Raw genomic sequence first — 20,999 nt, 5'->3', positions numbered from 1 at the left:
TCCCGTATCTAGTCTCTCATTTGTAATCTTAAATTACGCTTGTTGTGGTTTAGATTCAGGCACTTGAGATTGAACTTCTGAAGAAGCGTTTTTACTCGCGTCGCGCTTGGCTAACAGAGTTACAAGAATAAGCTGAACAACAAGAGCGCCTAACACAACTAATGCACTTCCCGTAAAGCCTGCGACTACAAAACTAATCAGAGCAATCGAACCGTTCATAAATGCGTAAGGTAGCTGCGTCTTAAAGTGTTCAAACTGATCACACCCTGCCCCGGTTGAAGAAAGAATCGTTGTTTCAGAGATCGGTGAGCAGTGATCACCAAACAAGCCACCAGACAACACAGCGCCAATTGCGACGAGTAGTGGAGCATCTATAGCAATCGCGGTTGGAATAACCAATGGCATCATTATCGCAAAGGTTCCCCACGATGAGCCCGTTGCGAATGAGATAATGGCAGACAGCAAAAACGCGACCGCAGGTACTAACCAGTATGGAAAACCACTCTGTGCTTGCTCGGCAATATAAGCCGCTGCACCCAACTCTTTACCAACGGTGCTTAATGCCCAAGCCAATACCAAGATGATCGCCACTGGCATCATGTTCCCCATACCCTTTAAGTACACAGAAACACCATCAGACAACTTTCTTACACCGTAGTAAGCCATTAGCGAGAGCAAGGTAATCGCGGCAAAGAAATAAGCCGATGATAATGCCGCTCTGAACGATGAACCCGCGACCTTTTGGAACGGGAAGCCTTGAGGAACCAACATGGCACACAACACCACCAGCATCACTAGCAACGGCGCCCAAACAAAAGAGGCCTTTGCATTTTTATGCGAGAACGGATTTAGTGATTCGTTATTCACGCCAGAGTTAATTCCCGCTTGGCAATCACGCTCGGCTTTTGCCATTGGTCCAAAGTCTAAACCTTTAACGGACACTAACGGAACGATGAAAATCGCGAGGAATGCGTAGAACTGAAAAGGAATTGCACCAATGAACGCATCCCAGTCAGACATATTGACATTCAGCGCCGTAAACTCTTTTTGGATCAGGCTCATGATGTAAACGCCCCATCCAATGAAAGGAATAAGGATCGCAACCGGCGATGAGGTTGAATCAATGATGAATGCTAGCTTCTGTCTAGAAAGTTTCAGTTTATCGAAAAGAGGACGAAAAACAGGGCCAACAATTAAAGGGGTGCCTAAGTCTGAGAAAAATATAACGATTCCACCAAACCATGCTGAAATTTTAGCTTGGCATTTGTTGCTTACCCATTGAGTAACACGCTTGGCAAATGCAACGCCACCACCTGATTTCTCCATCAGAGCAACAAAGCCACCGATGAACACCAACAGCATGATCACACCTGCGTTGTAGCTGTCGGTCAATTGAGGGACTAGATAACCTTTCACCATGGTACCAAACGTATCGAGTGGGTTAAGTTCACTAAACATGCCAGTCAGCATCGCAACGCCACTCAGCACGCCAGCAAAAAGGCCGATCACTACATTCCTTGTCGCCAACGACAACACCAAAGTAATCACAATGGGGATGAGTGACGTGATATCTGTCTGTTCCATAGGTACACCTTAACCCTAAAATAAAAAGAATAAATATAAATTAAATTTGAATATAAATTCACACTAAGCATTTGTACAGAACTTTATCCTCTAACTGGATAATTAGTCTTTAAATACGCTTCAACATAGCCAAATAGACCAATATCCCTTCTTAGATAACCAAGTTCGAAGCGAAAAAAAACCGAAAGTAGACACTTTCGGCTTTTGATTATTTATATCATTATGGTCGTACTACTGAACTCGTCGGTTAGACCGCTTTTCAGTATTCAGACGATCAATTACAACTAATTTCATCCCAGAACCAATTCGATTGAACTGGGCTTTCCCAGACGCCCGGGCCGTTTTTAGCCACGAAACACTTGCCGTTATGTGTCACTTTATCGCCATTACTCACTTGGCTAACGCCCGCTTGCCATGTGATAAACACCGATGGGTCAACAACGACAGGCGGCTCAGTAACTGGCGGTTCAACTGGTGTTGGGTCTACCGGAGCAGGATCAACAGGTGTAGGATCGACTGGCGCGGGATCGGTGACTACCGGTGGTGTTTGCTCTCCAGCAACCAATTTCCAAGGGCCGCCATTGGCAGGGTCATCCCCTTGTGTCCACCATTTCGCTTCGTAGGTTGCGCCATTATGAGTCACTTGGTCACCCGCGTTGTAAACCTTGCTCGCACTCCAACCATTACCACCGGGATTGGTTCCTGGATCTACCGGATCCAGCTTATCGACCACTTTCACTTCAGGCCAACTCGCATGTGACCCATAAAAGTTGGTCACACACTTCTCGTAATCCCCAGCCACCAGCGCAGAATAAGCCGTTTGGAAACCAACAAGCTCACACTCAAACGAGTAACCTTCTGGGCGGTCTGCGTAGTATTTCCAGTTACCATCCCAGTTGGTGTACAACACATCGGTTGCGCCGTTGAGATTCAAGCTTCCGTAAGGCGTTTGCTGCCAACATGTATTGGCTTCATCGGCTTCTACAGGAATTTCATAGTGCGCTGCTAACCCTTCCCAGTAACGAATACGGTTAACGGGTTGGCCTTTGTCTTTGTTCTGCTCGCCACATTCAATACCACCATTGATCACGTTGATCGTGGTACCAAAGCCATAACCAATACCCGCATCCAATTCGCGTTGAGAGGGAGCCCAAGTACGGTCAATAACATGCAGCATGGCTGGTTTAGGTGCTTGAGGGGTAAGGAAGAACCAGATAGCAGAAGCCAAGTTCAACCACGAGTCCGCCACTAAGCCCGGATTGTTGAGAAGCACCGTCGCATCACCATCAAACATCACTTCAGAGAACGCGCCGTAATTAAAATGGTAAGAAAGCTGTTTAGCACCACGTCCGAAGTAACCCTGCCCCGCGGCACATGGCCAACGGGCATTCTGCCAATCGTTCTGGCCACAACCTGTGGTGTAACCTTCTTGGCCTTCAGACCAACCCATTTCGCGAACATGCACCAGAGCTTGCTGCCATTCTTCGAGAGCTAATGGATTATCAGAGGTGTTGTCTATCGCGATGTGACCACCCGTCTCTTGTGAGAAATGAGCAAAGGCTGTGATGATGGATTTTTTACAGATGGCGTCGGAGTCACGGCCATCGGTGTACTCTCCACAGAACGCTGGGAATTTACCGATCGCACGTAAGAAGCGAGTGTAGGTATATTCTGGCGCTGCCATCTGAGTGAGGAAGTCCCATTCCGATTGAGGGAATACGCGCTCTACACGCTTTACGTTTTCAGGGTTAGAGGGGGAACCGGGTTCAATCGCTTCGACGATGGTGTTCGGGCGAGTCTGAAGCGCCTGTGACCAGATCGCATACATAGGATCGGATGTTTTCGCTTGTTCAGCAGCTTGTAGGGCCGACTTTTCAACAAGGTAACCATTCGGATTTTGCGGATCAGGTTGAATGTTCAAAGACGCATGACTTTGCGCTGCTAATGTGCAGCCCAGTACTGTCGCCAAATATTTGATTTTTAACATGATGGATTCTCTTATCTGTCCTTAATAAGTCCATCAAAGAGTATGCTTCACATGTTAAATGGCCTAGCTGTAGCTGTGTGAATTTATAAAAAGTGCGAGTGATCTTTTTGATATATGGCTCAACACAACAAAGCGTCTCATGGTTTCTTGAGCTGATATCTAGTTTCCAACTCATTTGGTTTCTAGGTATTGTTCATTTGATTTCGAGGTATTGCTTATAAGCCTTTAATGCAATGAATCAATATAATCAATCGAAAAGAAAAAAGCCTCGAACTGAGTTCGAGGCTTAAGATCTTAATCAAAGCTGGTTAAATCTCTAAGAGATTATTCCCACTCGATAGTTGCTGGTGGCTTACCAGAAATATCGTAAACAACACGTGAAATGCCGTTAACTTCGTTGATAATACGGTTAGAAACCTTACCTAGGAAGTCGTATGGTAGGTGTGCCCAGTGAGCAGTCATGAAGTCGATAGTTTCTACAGCACGTAGAGATACAACCCAATCGTACTTACGGCCATCGCCCATTACGCCAACTGAACGTACTGGTAGGAATACCGTGAATGCTTGAGATACTTTGTGGTAAAGGTCAGCAGCGTGAAGCTCTTCAATGAAGATAGCATCTGCGCGACGCAGTAGATCACAGTACTCTTTCTTCACTTCGCCAAGTACACGAACACCTAGACCTGGCCCCGGGAATGGGTGGCGGTAAAGCATGTTGTATGGAAGACCAAGCTCTAGACCGATCTTACGTACTTCATCTTTAAACAGCTCACGTAGAGGCTCAACAAGGCCCATTTCCATATCATCAGGAAGACCACCAACGTTGTGGTGAGATTTGATTACGTGTGCTTTACCTGTCTTAGATGCTGCAGACTCGATTACGTCTGGGTAGATAGTACCCTGAGCAAGCCATTTAGCATTCTTCAGTTTCTTAGACTCTTCATCGAAGATATCTACGAATACGTGACCGATGATCTTACGCTTAGCTTCTGGTTCAGCTTCGCCTTCAAGTGCGTCAAGGAAACGTTGCTCAGCATCTACTTTGATGATGTTTAGGCCAAATTTGTTGCCGAACATCTCCATAACCTGCTCACCTTCGTTTAAACGAAGAAGGCCGTTATCCACAAATACACATGTTAGTTTGTCGCCAATAGCGCGGTGAGCAAGCATCGCAACTACAGATGAATCAACACCACCAGAAAGACCAAGGATAACTTCATCGTCACCTACTTGCTCTTTAATACGTGCAACTGCATCTTCAATGATTGAAGCTGAAGTCCACAGACCTTCACAACCACATGCATTAAGAACGAAGTTCTCAAGCATTTTTAGGCCGTTCTTAGTGTGTGTTACCTCTGGGTGGAATTGTACGCCGTAGTACTTCTTCTCTTCGTTTGCCATTGCAGCGTATGGGCAAGTGTCTGTTTCAGCGATCTTTGTGAAATCAGCTGGGATCTCAACCACTTTGTCACCGTGGCTCATCCAAACATCTTGAGTAGACTCAAGGTCTGCGAAAAGTGCAGATTCGCCAGTCACTTGTACCGCTGCGTAGCCGAACTCACGCTCAGTAGACGTTGCTACTTTACCGCCAAGTTGTTCAGCCATAGTTTGCATGCCGTAGCAGATACCGAAGACAGGAACACCTGAATCAAATACGTACTGAGGTGCACGTGGAGAGTTCTCCTCCGTTACACTTTCAGGGCCACCAGATAGGATGATGCCGTCTGGATTGAATTCACGAATATCCGCTTCTTCTACGTCCCAGCTCCAAAGTTCACAGTAAACACCGATCTCACGAATACGACGAGCTACTAGCTGTGTGTATTGAGAACCGAAGTCCAGAATTAGAATACGTTGGTCATGAATATTTTTAGTCATTGTAAGCAGTCTTATTGGCTATGTGATAAAACGGAGGCGAGTTTACTCACCTCTGATTAACTCTTCAAGAAATAAAGCAAACGTTTTCGTTAGATATCTTTAACCACGTGTTTTGAGAAAATCGGACTTTTAACAAAACAGGCGGTAGATATAATACCAATCACAGTAAGTAAGTGTTCAGGAATAGCGTAGAAAAAAAGCTTGAGAACAACGCAGGATTTTCTGATAAGTAGTTATTCTACAATCAAAAATTCTAACGAAGTTATCGAGGTTTTTAACAAGCTAGGACGACCAGTTATTTACTACGATTGGTATATTAATGTGCCGACTAAATCAGCACATTATTCAAACGTTTGGACGTATTATTAACCTAAACGGTAGTTAGGTGCTTCTTTCGTGATTTGAACATCGTGTACGTGAGATTCTTTCATGCCCGCACCAGAGATACGAACAAACTCAGCTTTAGTACGCATGTCTTCAACAGTTGCAGAACCCGTTAGGCCCATGCTTGAGCGTAGACCGCCCATCTGTTGGTGAACGATCTCTTTTAGACGACCTTTGTATGCGATACGACCTTCAATACCTTCTGGAACAAGCTTGTCTGCAGCGTTGTCAGATTGGAAGTAACGGTCAGAAGAACCTTGAGACATAGCGCCAAGAGAACCCATACCACGGTAAGACTTGTAAGAACGACCGTTGTAAAGAATAACTTCACCCGGTGCTTCTTCAGTACCAGCGAACATTGAACCAACCATCACACAAGATGCGCCAGCAACGATAGCTTTACAGATATCGCCAGAGAAGCGGATACCGCCATCTGCGATTACTGGAATACCGTATTCGTTAGCTACTTCAGCTGCGTCTGCGATTGCTGTTACTTGAGGAACACCAACACCAGTAACGATACGAGTCGTACAGATTGAACCCGGGCCGATACCAACTTTAACCGCACTAACACCCGCTTCGATAAGAGCACGAGCGCCAGCGCCAGTTGCTACGTTACCACCGATGATTTGTAGATCAGGGTATGCAGCACGAGTTTCGCGGATACGGTTAAGTACGCCTTCAGAGTGACCGTGTGAAGAGTCGATAAGTAGAACGTCTACGCCAGCTTCAACTAGAGCTGCAACGCGCTCTTCGTTACCAGCACCAGCACCAACAGCTGCACCTACACGTAGGCTGCCGCGCTCATCTTTACAAGCGTTTGGTTTACGTTCTGCTTTGTGGAAATCTTTTGCAGTGATCATTCCAGTAAGTTGGAAGTCATCATTTACAACAAGAACTTTTTCAACACGCGCTTCGTGCATTTTCTCTTGAACTTCTTCACGAGTTGCACCTTCTTTAACCGAAGCAAGGCGAGCTTTAGGTGTCATTACTACATCAACTTTCTTAGAAAGGTCAGTAACAAAGCGAACGTCACGGCCGGTAATAATACCAACAAGTTCGTTTGTTTCAGTAACAACAGGGAAACCGGCAAAGCCGTGTTTTTGGGTAAGGGCTACAACATCAGCGATTGTCGCGTCAGGGCTTACAGTTACTGGGTGAGAAACCACACCTGCTTCGTAAATTTTAACCTGGCGAACCATTTCAGCTTGCTGTTCAATAGACATGTTCTTGTGAATGAAGCCTATTCCGCCTTCTTGTGCCAGTGCAATCGCTAGGCGAGCTTCTGTCACAGTATCCATAGATGCAGATATCATTGGGATGTTTAGGGAAATATTCTTCGTCAGCTGAGTGCGAAGATCAGCTGTATTAGGGAGAACGGTGGAGTGTGCTGGCACTAGCAGTACGTCGTCGAATGTCAGCGCTTCTTTGGCAATTCTTAGCATTTGCAATATCTCACAATAATAGGAGTAAAAAGAAACAATCCAATCTCATCGTTTCGCCTAATGAGGGCAGCCAATTAAGGAAAATCAAACTGCATTTGGATTAGATATTGCGGACGGATTATACGGCCAACGAAATCGCTTGGCTACACATTTTTGTATTTTTAATTTGCATTTTCCCCCTTGCTATGTATTATATTGCCGCTATCTTCCATACTCACGCCCTGTGAGATTCCAAGAAAGACCTTCCTTCAAGGAAAGATAGTGCTTCTATGACTAATCCAAACATCTTTACTGTTTCTCGCCTCAACTCAGAGGTTCGTCTCCTATTAGAAAACGAAATGGGAATAGTCTGGCTCGTTGGTGAAATCTCAAACTTCTCTGCACCTGTATCTGGTCACTGGTACCTCACGCTTAAAGACTCTCGCGCTCAAGTTAAGTGCGCTATGTTTCGTGGCAATAACCGCCGTGTCACTTTTAAGCCCCAGAATGGTAATCAAGTTCTAGTTAAAGCTCGTCTGTCTCTTTATGAGCCACGCGGTGACTATCAACTGATCATCGAAAGCATGCAACCAGAAGGTGACGGTAAGCTTCAGCAAGAGTTTGAAAAGCTGAAGATGAACCTTGCCGCAGAAGGCCTGTTTGCTCAATCGAGTAAGCAACCGCTTCCTGAACACCCAAAGCGCGTTGGCGTTATCACGTCGAAAACCGGCGCGGCGCTGTTTGATATTCTTGATGTACTGAAAAGACGCGATCCTTCATTGCCTGTTGTGGTTTACCCGACCATGGTTCAAGGCGAAGAGGCGGCAATTCAGATTGCTCAAGCGATTGGACGAGCTAACGAACGCAATGAGTGTGATGTGTTGATCGTGGGTCGTGGCGGCGGTTCATTAGAAGACTTATGGTGCTTCAATAACGAGATCGTTGCTCGCACAATTGCAGCAAGCCAGATCCCGATTATCAGCGCAGTTGGCCACGAAGTTGACGTCACTATCGCTGATTTCGTCGCAGATATGCGTGCTCCAACGCCGTCAGCGGCCGCTGAACTGGTTAGCCGTGACAACAGTCATAAAGAGCAAGCTTTTGCCTCTAAACGCGCTCGCTTGGTGAGTGCGATTCGTCATGTGTTAATCAAACAAGCACAATCCACTCAAACGTTGAAATACCGCTTAGAGAAACAGCACCCGAGCTACCAACTGCAAAAGCAGAGTCAGCAACTTGATGACCTAGACATGCGTTTGCGTCGTGGTATGACTCAATACCTAAAGCAGCATGCACAGCGTGTTGAGCGTAAACAGCACCAGCTTCAGCTGAACTCGCCAGTGAAACGCCTTGGCGAACAGAAACTGCATTTACAACGCTCTGAGCAGAAGCTATTGGATGCGATGGATAAGACATTACTGACCACTCGCCACCAGCTAGCCATGGCTGCAGAGAAGTTAGAAACCGTTAGTCCACTAGCAACACTAAAGCGTGGTTACAGCATTACCCATTCCGCATCGAGCAAGACTGTGTCATCGATTAACGATGTTGAGGTGGGCGAAGTGATCACCACCCAAGTTGAAGATGGTGTGATTGAATCGCAAGTCACAACAAGAGTCGCTAAGAGTGAGCTTTAGATTCGACTAGAACGTTGTAAATCATTTAAAACCAGAAAGCCCTATCGATAATCGACAGGGCTTTTTTTGTATCTACTGGTTTTGAAACTCAAACTCTACTCAGTAGCAGAAGGCTCCTTCATGGTCAGCATCCCTTCCGTCACAATAAAGTTGATGATGAAGTCTAAGCCTTGGCTCTCTTTTAAGTTGGTGAACACGTATGGCTTAGTTGGTCGCATGCGTTGAGTATCTTGCTCCATCACTTCAAGCGACGCACCAACATACGGTGCTAAGTCGATCTTATTGATAACCAGTAGATCAGAACGCGTAATACCCGGCCCGCCTTTACGTGGGATCTTCTCCCCCTCCGCTACATCAATCACGTAGATGGTCAGGTCGGCTAACTCAGGGCTGAACGTGGCACTGAGGTTGTCGCCACCGCTTTCGACGAATACCACATCGAGGTTTTTGTGCAGCTTAGCGAGCTCTTCTACCGCAGCTAAGTTCATCGACGCATCTTCACGGATCGCCGTGTGCGGACAGCCACCCGTTTCAACACCAATGATACGATCCGGTTCTAGCGCTTCTGCTCGCGTGAGTATCTTTGCGTCTTCTTGGGTGTAGATGTCGTTGGTTACCACAGCAATGTTGAGCTTGTCGCGAATAGCTTTACATAGCACCTCTAACAGCGCTGTTTTACCAGACCCTACTGGGCCGCCAATACCAATTCGAAGGGGTTGCTTATAACTTTCCATTGTCTACTTCCTTATATTCTTTTCACTACATCGTTCGAGCTGACCGCTACGAACGAAATAGTCTCGTGTATTGTGTTTCGTGCAGTGAGCTTGCTAATGCCATTGATGGCGAAAAGCTGCCTACCATCCAATCTTCTATCACGCGGGCCTTTTCGATCACCTCAGGAAAGGTGTTGGTGATATTGATCAATGCCAACTGCCCGTCGGTTTGCCCTAAAGGCACCAGTTTCACGCCTGCGGTAACGATATTTTCAAGCCAACTCCATAAATAACCCTGCTTGAGACTTTCTAAATCAATGCCCCAATGCTGGGCTGCCATACACATGCCCAACAATTGGTTTGGATGACTATCAACAGAATCCACCAGCGAAATATCGATATCTAAGCGCTTCAACAAAGTATTCAATGCTTGCCCACGCTGTTTCTCTTCCGCTCGCAATTCACTGGTTTCACGGCTTGAGTACAAGTAGTTACACCAGTGCTCAATCTCATCGAGTTCACCCTTTTCTAGAGCGTGGTAAAGACGCTCTAAGATCGGCAATTCCAAAGTCGCGACACTGGAACTGACGATGGTATTGAGCCACTGTTCCATACTGTTGCGATCGTTCACCCACCCCGCTTCAACCGCTAACTCTAAACCTTGCGAGTAAGTGAACCCACCAATCGGCAATGACGGACTGATCAATTGAAACAGACGATAGATGGCGACATTTTCTGTTGTGGTCATAACCGTGCCCTCAGTCTTCTAGAGTCAAATAAGTTCGAGAGCTTACGCGCCTAGCAGTAATAGTGCGCTTGCTGAAGCCACACCAACCGACATCCATTTTGAGTAAACCGCGCGGCCAACAAAAGCACCGATAACCATCAAAGCCAAAGCAGTGATGCTCATACCGGTTGCAAACTGAGTTAGGTTACTTGCCGCTTCAACGCCATGCGCATAACCATGGAAAAACAACATGCCAATCGAAGCTACTAATACACTGTTCACACGCTTAGTCGATGGTGAGAACACGTGCCATAAACATAGGCTGACAACGAATAGAGAAGCGATGATTGCAGGTTCAACAATTACAGAGAAACCTAAGGCTTGGCCTGCGATAAGTCCTACCACCAAAGACGCCAACCCGCCGCCAATCAGAGCGGCTTTTGTCTTGGTGGAAAATGAAAGTGCGCCAATTAACAGACCGAAAGCGATCAACATGATCAGATGATCCATACCTGTCACAGGGTGAGTTAAGCCAGACATAAATGAGTGAGACTCATGAACCGAATGCGAACCGTGCCCCGGGTGAGCCAATGCCATCGTTGATGTTGTTAGAGAAGCTATTGTGAAAGTGCATAAGCCTGCTGCTGTTTTAAAGTTCATCGCGAGTTCCTTGCGTTTATAATTATTAATATCGTGGTTGTATCTATAAATGGGAGAGTCTCAAATGACTCGATTAATGATGGTGATGATGTCCACCTGAGCGACCGCCATAAGCGCCGCCTTCTGGCTCAAACGGTTGTTTCTCGCTAGTCACCTTCGCGCCTAAACCTTCAACCATTTCATCCAAAACATGGTCGTGTTGGTAACGAACCCAACCCGCTTCCACTTGCAACGGAACATGACGGTTGCCAAGGTGATACGCCACTCGCGTTAGCAAATGTGGGTCTTCACAGTAAACAGTCGAAACAGTTTCAGGTGCAGCTTTCACTTCTACGACTAAACCACATTCACTTGAAAGTTGTTCACCACCACGCAAGATATGACCTCGAGGTAGAAACAGCCCTGCATTGCGCCCGTCATCTAGCATCACCTTAAGGCGGCTTTTAATGCGGCTATCGATCGGCAGGCTCAAATAGCCGTCCGGTGCATTTTGTATTTGAGTATTCAGTTGAGTCAGTTCAATCATGCTATTACCTCAATCTCCTTGTGAGATTTATAACGTTCAAAATAGGGTCACTAAAATAAGATTCTTTAGTCAAAGGCTTAGAATAGAAAGTACCGCTGAGCCATTGGCAGCTCTTCAGCAGGCTCACAGGTCAGCAATTCACCATCGGCGCGTACTTGGTACGTCTGAGAATCCACCTCAATCTTCGGCATCCAATCATTGAGCTTCATGTCGGCTTTGCTGATATTTCGGCAGTTACTTACTACGCCAATCAAACTCTGCAGACCCAACTGTTTATCAATGTTCTGCGCTTTGGCTTCCTTAGAGACAAACAGCATTGATGTGTTTTGACATGCCTTACCGTAGCTACCAAACATAGAGCGGTAATGGACTGGCTGAGGGGTTGGGATTGAAGCATTTGGGTCACCCATCGGCGCCATGGCGATCATGCCGCCTTTCAAAATCACGCTTGGTTTCACGCCAAAGAAAGCGGGCTTCCACAACACTAAATCTGCTAATTTCCCTGCTTCGATAGAACCGATTTCATGAGACATACCATGAGTGATCGCTGGGTTGATGGTGTACTTAGCAACATAGCGTCTTAAACGGAAGTTATCGCTGTAGTCTGAATCTTCTTTTAGGCTGCCACGCTGCACTTTCATCTTGTGTGCGGTTTGCCAAGTACGTGTTACTACCTCGCCCACTCGTCCCATCGCTTGAGAATCCGAGGCGATCATCGAGAACGCGCCCAAGTCATGAAGAATGTCTTCTGCGGCAATGGTTTCACGGCGAATACGCGATTCAGCAAACGCGACATCTTCGGCAATCGACGGTGAAAGGTGATGACACACCATCAACATGTCTAAGTGCTCATCGACCGTATTAACCGTGTAAGGTCGTGTTGGGTTAGTTGATGAAGGCAGAACGTTGGGTTCACCTGCCGCACGGATAATATCGGGAGCATGACCACCGCCCGCACCTTCAGTGTGGTAGGTATGAATCACTCGGTCGCCAATTGCGCCAAGTGTTGATTCAACAAAGCCAGACTCATTCAAGGTATCGGTATGAATCGCGACTTGTACGTCCATCTCGTCAGCAACGCTCAAGCAGGTATCGATTGAAGCGGGGGTTGTTCCCCAATCTTCGTGCAACTTCAAACCCACAGCTCCAGCAGCGACTTGTTCACGCAATGCTTCAGGCTGACTTGCATTGCCTTTGCCTAACAAACCAAAGTTCATCGGGAATTGATCGAGTGACTCCAGCATTCGGTGCATGTTCCAAGGCCCCGGCGTACATGTGGTCGCGTTGGTGCCGGTATTTGGCCCCGTGCCACCGCCGATCATGGTTGTCACACCGGATGCCAGCGCCTCTTCAATCTGTTGTGGGCAGATAAAGTGGATGTGTGAATCAATACCACCAGCAGTCAGGATTGAACCTTCACCGGCTAAAATTTCCGTGCCTGGGCCAATCACAATATCAACGCCCGGTTGAACATCTGGGTTGCCCGCTTTACCCAATGCCTGAACGCGACCATCTTTGATGGCGACATCCGCTTTTACGATGCCCCAGTAATCCAACACGATCGCGTTGGTGATCACCAAATCTGGCGTTTCGGCACTTGGACGTTGGCTTTGCCCTTGTCCATCACGGATAACTTTGCCGCCGCCGAATTTCACTTCGTCGCCGTATACGGTATAATCTTTTTCAACTTCTAGCCATAAATCAGTGTCAGCAAGACGCACTCGGTCACCGACTGTTGGCCCAAACATTTCGGCATAAGCCTGTCTGGATATCGTCGCCATGTTCAATCCTTTGTTATTTTCATTATTCCGTGGGAGCGCTTAGAGCTTGCCCATCACCTTTCCTTGGAAGCCATAGATCTCTAACTTACCGGCGTAACGCACTAACTCGACGCTGCGCGACTGACCCGGTTCAAAGCGGGTTGCAGTACCAGCAGGAATATTGAGTCGAAAACCTTTAGTGGCTTCTCGGTCAAAGATCAGTGATGGGTTTGCTTCATAGAAGTGGTAATGAGAGCCAATTTGAACAGGACGATCGCCAATGTTTTGTACCTTAACGGACGTTGTGTCGCGGCCTTCATTGAGAGTGATGTCACCGGGTGCGGTTTCTACTTTTCCGGGAACGAATCCTGAGTATTGTTTTGTGGAACCAGCCATATTACTTCTCCCTAGACGATAGGTTCATGAACGGTCACCAGCTTGGTGCCATCAGGAAAAGTGGCTTCGACTTGTACATCAGGGATCATAGAAGGGATCCCCTCCATAACGTCATCGACAGTAAGAAGTGTGCGTCCAAAATCCATTAATTCTGAAACTGTTTTTCCCTCGCGGGCACCTTCAAGAATGGCACTGCTGATCAGTGCGATAGATTCTGGATAGTTGAGTTTTAAGCCTTTTTGTTTGCGCTGCTGTGCCAGCATTCCTGCGCAGAAGATAAGTAGCTTATCTTTTTCTCTTGGTGTTAATTCCATTTAGCCGCCCGCTGTTAGTGTTGTTTTCTTATTGCTCAAAAACGCATGAGCAGTAAGTGGGATTCAATCACAGCAAGCTTGAAAAAATGTACCTAGGGTCGGAAGTCACCCTAGGTACAAAAAGGACTAATCGCTAAGTCGCCCAAATCCTTGGTAAATCAGGAGTCGTACCACATAAATGAGAGCGAGTTGCTTGCCATATCTGACCAAAGGCCTGGAGGATGTCTTCACTCCAATTACCCAAGGCTCGCACCACAATCAATCCTTCTATCTGAGTCGCACCCAATATTAATGTGGGTTCACTCGACGTTTTTGATGTAACTGATTGCTGTGAAGCTTGCTGTGTAATAGATAAGAGCAAGCTCTGTACCAACTCTAAATCTTGCTTCTCATTTGAAGTGATATAAAAGGTTCCCATCATTGAATAATCAAGTAACCCCATATTTATCATTAACTTATCGCCACCGTGAAAATTAAAACCTTCAGTCAGAAGCCTTTGATTATCAAGATAGATTTCAGTTTTTCCAACGAGGTGACCATGCTCGAATCCCTCATTCTGTGCAGGACGCCCAAAACAGTGCATCTCCCAACCCCAAAATTGTGCACCCTTTTCTAGGCGAATTTCAGTGTCTAAACGAACGTGTGCATTCGGGAAAAAGATGTTCTCTTGCGGCATCCATTCCAAGCGTGCATCTTTCTTCACTCGTAAGGTCTGCTTCTGCTTGGCGTACTTGTTGTTTGAGCGATAAAACTTGGTCGCACCGGGTGTAGTGATCAACGCATGCGCACCGCTTTCGATGGTCGCTTCAATATTAAGTGTGTCACCACCTACCACTCCGCCGGGGGGATGAAGTAAGTAGGTGTGACACGTTTCCCCATCAGGATACAAGGGACGCTGCACCGCAAGCGGACCAGACTGCTGACGATTCTTTAATACGGTTTTATCACCGCGGTCGACAAAAGTGAGGCTTAAGCTCGCTTGCCAACCGTCTCGGATATCTTGTTCGATGGTCTCATTCAGAGACAACACTCCCGCTAAAGAAGTGTTTATTGCTTCACTCGAAGAATATAGAGAGCTCATACGGTTAGGTACTCCTTAATCAAAGACTCATTGAGCCCTTTCATTTCACCTTCTGCTACCTGACGACCACGGTCGAGAATGCAAAATCGGTCACCGACCTTTCTCGCAAATGGCAGCTTCTGCTCAACAAGCAGGACGGTGAGCCCCATCTTCTCGTTGAGCATGCGAATGATGTCACCAATCTCTTGCACGATATTGGGCTGAATACCTTCTGTCGGTTCATCCAATATCAACAGCTTTGGATTAACCACCAGCGCACGCCCAATCGCGAGTTGCTGCTGCTGACCACCAGATAAATCACCACCGCGACGATGCAGCATCTCTTTTAATACTGGGAATATATCGAAGATGAACTCTGGGATCTTACGGTCGCCCTTTTCTCGAATCGGTAAGCCTACTTCTAGGTTTTCTTGAACGGTAAGCATCGGAAAGATCTGACGACCTTGCGGCACATAGCCGATGCCTTGGCGAGCACGATCTTCAGCATCGGTTTTCAGAAGCGACTCGCCCGATAATGAGATGTCACCGCTTTCGACCTTAACCAACCCCATGATGCATTGCAGCAACGTAGTTTTACCGACGCCATTTCGCCCCATTAACACCGTGCATTTACCTTCTGGGATCTGCATATCCAAATCCCACAGCGTGTGGCTCTCACCGTAATATTGATTAACTGATTTAACCTCTAACATCCTATTCTCCGAGATAAACTTGTTTAACTTCAGGGTGAGCCTGCACTTGATCCATGGTGCCTTCAGCCAACACATGACCTTGATGAAGCACGGTGACATGGCTGGCGATAGAACGAACGAAATCCATATCGTGTTCAACCACGACCACAGAGTGCTTGCCTGCCAGTGAGTTAAGTAACTCAGAGGTGCGGTCCATCTCTTGGTGAGTCATACCTGCCACGGGTTCATCCACCAGCAACAGCTTAGGGTTTTGCATCAATAACATGCCGATCTCTAACCACTGCTTTTGCCCGTGAGACAGGTTACCTGCCAAATTCGCCGCTTCGTCTTTTAAATGAATCAGCTCAAGCACAGAGGTCAGTTTGTCTTTCTGTTCACCAGACATCACAGCAGTGAACGTCGCCCACACTGAGCGGTCACCGGCCATGGCTAATTCAAGGTTCTGCCACACGGTTAAACACTCAATCACGGTCGGTTTTTGGAATTTACGCCCAACGCCTGCATTGGCGATTTCGGCTTCGTTCATCTTCAATAAGTTGATGTTCGAACCCAACCACACCTCGCCAGTATCCGGCTTAGTTTTACCTGTGATGATGTCCATCATGGTGGTTTTACCTGCCCCATTAGGACCTATGATGCAGCGAAGCTCTCCCTCTTTGATGTAGAGGTTGAGGTCGTTTATCGCTTGGAAACCATCGAAGCTTTTATTGACGCCTTCGACATACAACAGCACGTTATGACGAGTATCGATGGCAGGATGAATATCGGGTTTGAGGTAATCAAAGACTTCGTCTCGACGAGTGAACGCCTGAACCGATTCCTTTACGCTATTAAATGTGGTCATGCAATTACCTCCTTGGCTTTGTGCTGATCATCCTTATCTTTATCTTGGTTTTTCCCATTTGATGCCTTGCGCAGCTGCTGCCATTTTTCACTGACAAAGCCAATCACACCTTGTGGGAAGTACATGGTCGAGAGTACGAAGAGTCCACCCAGAGCAAATAACCACACCTCTGGGAACTCAACCGTAAACCAGCTCTTGGCGTAGTTGATGATCAATGCACCGACAATGGCGCCAAACAGAGTGGCACGGCCGCCTAAGGCTACCCAAACCACAATCTCAATCGAGTTAAGAGGAGCAAATTCTCCCGGGTTAATGATGCCAACTTGAGGAACATATAAAGCCCCGGCAATACCCGCGATAACCGCAGAAAGAACGAACACCCACAGCTTGATGCCATCGACGTCGTAGCCCATAAAGCGAGTGCGTGATTCCGTATCACGAATCGCTAATGCCACACGACCTAATCGACTGGTCACCACCATACGACAAGCGATGTAGCTGAGAATAAGCGCAATACCAGTCGCGACAAACAGACCTATCTTGACCGCATCACTTTGCAAGCTCAGACCGATGATGTCTTTAAAGTCTGTCAGTCCGTTGTTGCCACCAAAGCCCATCTCGTTGCGGAAGAATGCCAGCATCAATGCGTAAGTTAACGCCTGAGTCATGATAGAAAGATACACACCGGACACACGAGAGCGGAAAGCTAAATAACCAAACAAGTAAGCCAATGCGCCCGGCACTAGCACCACCATCAGACAAGCAAACCAGAACTGATCAAAGCCCTGCCAGAACCACGGCAACGCAGACCAATCAAGGAACACCATAAAGTCAGGCAGGATTGGATCACCATAAACCCCACGGTCACCAATCTGACGCATCAAGTACATGCCCATCGCATAACCACCAAGCGCAAAGAAAGCACCGTGGCCGAGGCTCAATATTCCGAGATAGCCCCACACAAGATCGAGCGCCAACGCCAACATTGCGTAGCTCAGGTATTTGCCCATCAGCGAGATAGTGAAAGTCTCGACATGAAGCGGATGCCCACTTGGCAACATGGTGTTAGCCAGTGGGATAAGAATAACGGCCGCAAGAATGGCAAGGATGGTCAGTTGGCCACCTTTGTCACCACGCATCGCCGAAAGTACAAATGATTTTGACTGCATGATGTTGTCCTTAACCTTCAGCCGCACGACCACGTTGCGGGAAGAGTCCGCGTGGGCGTTTTTGAATAAATAGAATGATGAAAACCAGTACCAGAATCTTGGCGAGAACCGCACCAGCCCATGGTTCTAAAATCTTATTGAACAGACCAAGGCTTAAGCCTGCGACTAGCGTGCCCCATAGGTTGCCAACACCGCCGAATACCACCACCATGAACGAATCGATGATGTACGCCTGTCCCATATTAGGGCCAACGTTGGTCAGTTGAGAAAGTGCCACTCCTGCAACACCCGCAACGCCAGAGCCTAAACCGAAGGTCATCGCATCAACTCGCTCAGAACGAATACCCATCGCACGAGCCATCCCACGGTTTTGAGAAACAGCACGAACCTGCAAGCCTAGTGGTGTCTTTTTCAGAACCATCAATAAGCCCATAAACACCAAACCACAGAAGAGAATGATGTAAAGGCGGTTGTAGGTCAGGGACAACATTGGGTTCAATTGAAGTGCGCCAGACATCCATTCAGGTGTGCTCACTGAGCGGTTCAAAGGAGAGAAAATCGAGCGAACGGCTTGCTGCAAGATCAGGCTAATACCAAAGGTCGCGAGTAAGGTTTCCAATGGGCGACCATAAAGATGACGAATCACACTTCGCTCAATCGCAATGCCCACTAAGCCAGACACAATGAATGCCGCTGGAATGGAAAGTATCAGCGCTAGGCCAATATGATTCGGCATCAACAACTGCAATACGTAGGTGGTGTAAGCGCCAATCATGATCAGCTCGCCATGAGCCATGTTGATAACGCCCATCACACCAAAGGTAATCGCTAAGCCAATGCCTGCCAGTACCAATACCGAGCCTAAGCTCAAACCGAAGAATACGGTTTCTACACCCGAATAGAGTGCTTGGCTTTGTTGGTAGCTATCCATCGCACGTTCTGCTGCAACGGTAATGCTTGGATCTTGCTCAGTGTTTAACAGTTGATTCAGTGTTTTCAGAACGACCGAGTGTTTGAAGTCACCAACTCGCTCAATCGACATGACTCGTTCTTCAATGGTTGCGCTTTTATCAAGGGAGCTATAAATAGCCAATGAGAGGTCCATCAGTTCTGACACTTTGCCCTCTGATTCGTTGGCTCTGAGTTCAGCTATGCGTTCGATGATGTCAGCGTCTTTAGTCCCTAGTAGATCCAAAACAGCTTTATAACGCACATCAGGATTACTGCTGTTCAGTCCAATAGAAGCAATTTCCCCGCGCAAGATCCCGCGAAGTTTGTTATTCACGCGAACCTTTTTAAACTGTCTCGCATTCTCGATATTCAGCGTTGAATCATCCCATACTGACTGAGCTGACGTCGCTGTTTTGATGCTTTGAATGAGGTAGAGCTGTTTATACTGCTCGCTCTGTTTATCACCAAAATAGTAAAGGTTTCCATTTAACCAACCATCCAGAATAGGTTTCGACACATCTTCCGTTTGCGTCTCAATCACCCAATCAATAGCTAATTCTTTATCCGATGTTTTCTTACCAACTAGCGCCTTGGTAAAGCTAGCTTCATCCGTTATTCCCGCAAAAGCCAACTGAGCACTGACTGCCATGAGCAACAGCGCCTTAAATACGTTTAATGCGTTTTTCATCCCTGCTTCCTTAGTCCATCGAGCTAGATATTGTTATTTTTACTTGATGGATACGTGGATAATTATTGTTACCTGAGAAGTAGTGAGCCTTACCTTAGCTATATTGACTAAAGACAAGGCTCAATATTCCTGAATTGACGCTCTAGTTACCGCCAGAACACTTCTTCGTTTCGACGTTAAACGCACCACATGAGAATGGCTTCGACCAGCTAGAGAACAGTTTTGCCGATTCAGGTAAGTAGCTCGACCAAGCATCACCCGCAACGAGACCTGTGGTTTCCCAAACAATGTCGAATTGACCATCGTCTTGGATCTCACCGATCAGTACTGGTTTGGTGATGTGGTGGTTTGGCAGCATGGTTGAGTAGCCACCAGAAAGGTTAGGAACAGACACACCAATCAAGGCATCTTGCACAGATTCAGGATCGGTTGTGCCCGCATTAGTGACCGCTTGAGCCCACATATTGAAGCCAACATAGTGCGCTTCCATTGGGTCATTGGTGACACGCTTTTCACTCTTGATGAACGACTGCCACGTTTCAACGAACTCTTCATTGGCTTCGGTATCAACACTCATGAAGTAGTTCCATGCCGCTAGGTGACCTACCAGTGGTTCCGTGTCCATACCTGACAGTTCTTCTTCACCAACAGAGAATGCAATAACTGGGATGTCTTCAGATGAAATGCCTTGAGCGCCGAGCTCTTTATAGAAAGGTACGTTCGCATCGCCGTTCACAGTAGAAACCACAGCGGTTTTCTTGCCTGCTTCGCCGAACCTTTTGATGTCTGAAACGATAGATTGCCAATCAGAGTGACCAAATGGCGTATAGTTGATCATGATGTCTTCTTCTGCGACACCTTTATCTTTGAGGTAAGCTTCTAAGATCTTATTGGTAGTACGTGGGTAAACGTAATCGGTACCTGCAAGTACCCAGCGCTCAACTTCAAGCTCTTCCATCAAGTAATCCACTGCAGGGATCGCTTGTTGGTTTGGCGCGGCACCGGTGTAGAAAACGTTTTTAGAAGACTCTTCACCTTCATACTGTACTGGGTAGAAAAGGATGCTGTTGAGTTCTTCAAAAACAGGCAGCATCGATTTACGTGATACCGATGTCCAACCACCGAACACCACATCCACTTTCTCTTTTTCGATAAGCTCACGCGCTTTCTCAGCAAATAGCGGCCAGTTTGACGCAGGGTCAACCACAACAGGCTCTAGCTTCTTACCAAGCAAACCGCCCTTTTTGTTCTGCTCTTCGATAAGCATTAGCACGGTATCTTTTAGCGTGGTCTCACTAATCGCCATAGTGCCAGAGAGTGAGTGTAGAACACCGACCTTGATGGTCTCATCAGCAGCAAACACTGTTGCAGAAGAAAATGAAAGTGTTGTACACAGTGCAGCTAGCGATAAATTGAACACCTTGTTCATGATATTACTCCATAATTGTATTTTTGTTATTCAATTACAGAGTTACAAGAAGAGTGCCAAACTTATAAACCAGCGAAATTATTTATAAGTAATTGTATTAATAGAATTTAAAAGAAACTCACACCAATAGAGTGCATAGCAATCATGTAACTATG

Annotated in this window: 18 protein-coding genes; 1 reads left to right on the top strand and 17 read right to left on the bottom strand. The window is 46.8% G+C overall.

The genetic code is table 11. The annotated features are described in order from the left end of the window. Positions 1–33 precede the first annotated feature (33 nt). From AB4484_RS04120 to guaB, 4 genes are all read right to left on the bottom strand, one after another. The gene (locus tag AB4484_RS04120; RefSeq protein ID WP_372076551.1) at positions 34–1,584 is read right to left on the bottom strand and encodes a Na+/H+ antiporter NhaC family protein; all 1,551 of its coding nucleotides are present in this window, start codon (positions 1,582–1,584) and stop codon (positions 34–36) included. A 274-nt stretch (positions 1,585–1,858) separates the two neighbouring features. Next, the gene (locus AB4484_RS04115) at positions 1,859–3,571 is read right to left on the bottom strand and encodes a chitinase (protein WP_372076549.1); all 1,713 of its coding nucleotides are present in this window, start codon (positions 3,569–3,571) and stop codon (positions 1,859–1,861) included. A gap of 324 nt (positions 3,572–3,895) precedes the next feature. Beyond that, positions 3,896–5,449, bottom strand: a complete 1,554-nt coding sequence (gene guaA / locus AB4484_RS04110; protein WP_048608103.1) for a glutamine-hydrolyzing GMP synthase — start codon at positions 5,447–5,449, stop codon at positions 3,896–3,898. A 365-nt stretch (positions 5,450–5,814) separates the two neighbouring features. Beyond that, entirely contained in the window at positions 5,815–7,278 is a 1,464-nt protein-coding gene (gene guaB / locus AB4484_RS04105; RefSeq protein ID WP_017062496.1) for an IMP dehydrogenase, read from the bottom strand. 269 nt (positions 7,279–7,547) lie between these two features. On the opposite strand from guaB, the gene xseA reads away from it, so the two are divergent. After that, the gene (gene xseA, locus AB4484_RS04100; RefSeq protein ID WP_046223664.1) at positions 7,548–8,894 is read left to right on the top strand and encodes an exodeoxyribonuclease VII large subunit; all 1,347 of its coding nucleotides are present in this window, start codon (positions 7,548–7,550) and stop codon (positions 8,892–8,894) included. A gap of 95 nt (positions 8,895–8,989) precedes the next feature. Here the strand turns inward: xseA and ureG are convergent, their stop codons facing one another. The 13 genes from ureG to urtA form a co-directional block, all read right to left on the bottom strand. Then, positions 8,990–9,628 carry an urease accessory protein UreG gene (ureG, locus tag AB4484_RS04095; RefSeq protein ID WP_048614361.1) on the bottom strand — a complete coding sequence of 213 codons (639 nt, stop codon included), beginning with the start codon at positions 9,626–9,628 and terminating at the stop codon, positions 8,990–8,992. Between the two features lie 46 nt (positions 9,629–9,674). Next, positions 9,675–10,355 (bottom strand): urease accessory protein UreF, encoded by a 681-nt coding sequence (locus tag AB4484_RS04090; RefSeq protein ID WP_061039911.1) that lies wholly within the window; start codon positions 10,353–10,355, stop codon positions 9,675–9,677. 42 nt (positions 10,356–10,397) lie between these two features. Beyond that, positions 10,398–10,994, bottom strand: coding sequence for a HupE/UreJ family protein (locus AB4484_RS04085; RefSeq protein WP_061039912.1), 597 nt, complete (start codon positions 10,992–10,994; stop codon positions 10,398–10,400). 73 nt (positions 10,995–11,067) lie between these two features. Then, the gene (ureE, locus tag AB4484_RS04080; RefSeq protein ID WP_372076546.1) at positions 11,068–11,520 is read right to left on the bottom strand and encodes an urease accessory protein UreE; all 453 of its coding nucleotides are present in this window, start codon (positions 11,518–11,520) and stop codon (positions 11,068–11,070) included. A 77-nt stretch (positions 11,521–11,597) separates the two neighbouring features. Continuing rightward, positions 11,598–13,301: an urease subunit alpha gene (ureC, locus tag AB4484_RS04075; RefSeq protein ID WP_048614369.1), complete on the bottom strand. Its 1,704-nt coding sequence runs from the start codon at positions 13,299–13,301 to the stop codon at positions 11,598–11,600. Between the two features lie 39 nt (positions 13,302–13,340). Further along, the gene (locus AB4484_RS04070; RefSeq protein ID WP_004735120.1) at positions 13,341–13,676 is read right to left on the bottom strand and encodes an urease subunit beta; all 336 of its coding nucleotides are present in this window, start codon (positions 13,674–13,676) and stop codon (positions 13,341–13,343) included. Positions 13,677–13,687: 11 nt separating this feature from the next. Continuing rightward, positions 13,688–13,990, bottom strand: a complete 303-nt coding sequence (gene ureA, locus AB4484_RS04065; protein ID WP_004735119.1) for an urease subunit gamma — start codon at positions 13,988–13,990, stop codon at positions 13,688–13,690. A gap of 133 nt (positions 13,991–14,123) precedes the next feature. Continuing rightward, positions 14,124–15,071, bottom strand: a complete 948-nt coding sequence (locus tag AB4484_RS04060; RefSeq protein WP_372076544.1) for an urease accessory protein UreD — start codon at positions 15,069–15,071, stop codon at positions 14,124–14,126. After that, positions 15,068–15,763: an urea ABC transporter ATP-binding subunit UrtE gene (urtE, locus tag AB4484_RS04055; RefSeq protein ID WP_017090946.1), complete on the bottom strand. Its 696-nt coding sequence runs from the start codon at positions 15,761–15,763 to the stop codon at positions 15,068–15,070. The genes AB4484_RS04060 and urtE overlap by 4 nt, the downstream gene beginning before the upstream one ends. Position 15,764: 1 nt before the next feature. Further along, positions 15,765–16,607 carry an urea ABC transporter ATP-binding protein UrtD gene (gene urtD / locus AB4484_RS04050; protein ID WP_017062506.1) on the bottom strand — a complete coding sequence of 281 codons (843 nt, stop codon included), beginning with the start codon at positions 16,605–16,607 and terminating at the stop codon, positions 15,765–15,767. Further along, positions 16,604–17,776, bottom strand: coding sequence for an urea ABC transporter permease subunit UrtC (gene urtC / locus AB4484_RS04045; RefSeq protein WP_050052935.1), 1,173 nt, complete (start codon positions 17,774–17,776; stop codon positions 16,604–16,606). The genes urtD and urtC overlap by 4 nt, the downstream gene beginning before the upstream one ends. Before the next feature lie 10 nt (positions 17,777–17,786). After that, a complete protein-coding gene (gene urtB, locus AB4484_RS04040; protein WP_372076541.1) occupies positions 17,787–19,415 on the bottom strand; it encodes an urea ABC transporter permease subunit UrtB in 1,629 nt (542 codons plus the stop codon). 142 nt (positions 19,416–19,557) lie between these two features. Next, complete coding sequence (gene urtA, locus AB4484_RS04035; RefSeq protein ID WP_048615208.1) at positions 19,558–20,844, bottom strand: urea ABC transporter substrate-binding protein; 1,287 nt, start codon at positions 20,842–20,844, stop codon at positions 19,558–19,560. Positions 20,845–20,999: the final 155 nt, after the last annotated feature.

Source organism: Vibrio sp. 10N.261.46.A3, from assembly GCF_041472995.1.
Lineage (GTDB): Bacteria > Pseudomonadota > Gammaproteobacteria > Enterobacterales > Vibrionaceae > Vibrio > Vibrio coralliirubri.
The sequence above is the reverse complement of the archived record's forward strand: the minus strand, read 5'-3'. Positions and strand labels throughout refer to the sequence as shown.

Excerpts from the sequence above, each read along its gene's own strand:
- xseA (WP_046223664.1), top strand. The coding sequence starts at position 7,548 with ATGACTAATCCAAACATCTTTACTGTTTCTCGCCTCAACTCAGAGGTT.
- ureC (WP_048614369.1), bottom strand. The coding sequence starts at position 13,301 with ATGGCGACGATATCCAGACAGGCTTATGCCGAAATGTTTGGGCCAACA.
- ureG (WP_048614361.1), bottom strand. The coding sequence starts at position 9,628 with ATGGAAAGTTATAAGCAACCCCTTCGAATTGGTATTGGCGGCCCAGTA.
- AB4484_RS04060 (WP_372076544.1), bottom strand. The coding sequence starts at position 15,071 with ATGAGCTCTCTATATTCTTCGAGTGAAGCAATAAACACTTCTTTAGCG.
- urtC (WP_050052935.1), bottom strand. The coding sequence starts at position 17,776 with ATGCAGTCAAAATCATTTGTACTTTCGGCGATGCGTGGTGACAAAGGT.
- urtD (WP_017062506.1), bottom strand. The coding sequence starts at position 16,607 with ATGACCACATTTAATAGCGTAAAGGAATCGGTTCAGGCGTTCACTCGT.
- guaB (WP_017062496.1), bottom strand. The coding sequence starts at position 7,278 with ATGCTAAGAATTGCCAAAGAAGCGCTGACATTCGACGACGTACTGCTA.
- AB4484_RS04115 (WP_372076549.1), bottom strand. The coding sequence starts at position 3,571 with ATGTTAAAAATCAAATATTTGGCGACAGTACTGGGCTGCACATTAGCA.
- AB4484_RS04120 (WP_372076551.1), bottom strand. The coding sequence starts at position 1,584 with ATGGAACAGACAGATATCACGTCACTCATCCCCATTGTGATTACTTTG.
- ureE (WP_372076546.1), bottom strand. The coding sequence starts at position 11,520 with ATGATTGAACTGACTCAACTGAATACTCAAATACAAAATGCACCGGAC.
- urtE (WP_017090946.1), bottom strand. The coding sequence starts at position 15,763 with ATGTTAGAGGTTAAATCAGTTAATCAATATTACGGTGAGAGCCACACG.
- ureA (WP_004735119.1), bottom strand. The coding sequence starts at position 13,990 with ATGGAATTAACACCAAGAGAAAAAGATAAGCTACTTATCTTCTGCGCA.
- AB4484_RS04090 (WP_061039911.1), bottom strand. The coding sequence starts at position 10,355 with ATGACCACAACAGAAAATGTCGCCATCTATCGTCTGTTTCAATTGATC.
- urtB (WP_372076541.1), bottom strand. The coding sequence starts at position 19,415 with ATGAAAAACGCATTAAACGTATTTAAGGCGCTGTTGCTCATGGCAGTC.
- guaA (WP_048608103.1), bottom strand. The coding sequence starts at position 5,449 with ATGACTAAAAATATTCATGACCAACGTATTCTAATTCTGGACTTCGGT.
- AB4484_RS04070 (WP_004735120.1), bottom strand. The coding sequence starts at position 13,676 with ATGGCTGGTTCCACAAAACAATACTCAGGATTCGTTCCCGGAAAAGTA.
- urtA (WP_048615208.1), bottom strand. The coding sequence starts at position 20,844 with ATGAACAAGGTGTTCAATTTATCGCTAGCTGCACTGTGTACAACACTT.
- AB4484_RS04085 (WP_061039912.1), bottom strand. The coding sequence starts at position 10,994 with ATGAACTTTAAAACAGCAGCAGGCTTATGCACTTTCACAATAGCTTCT.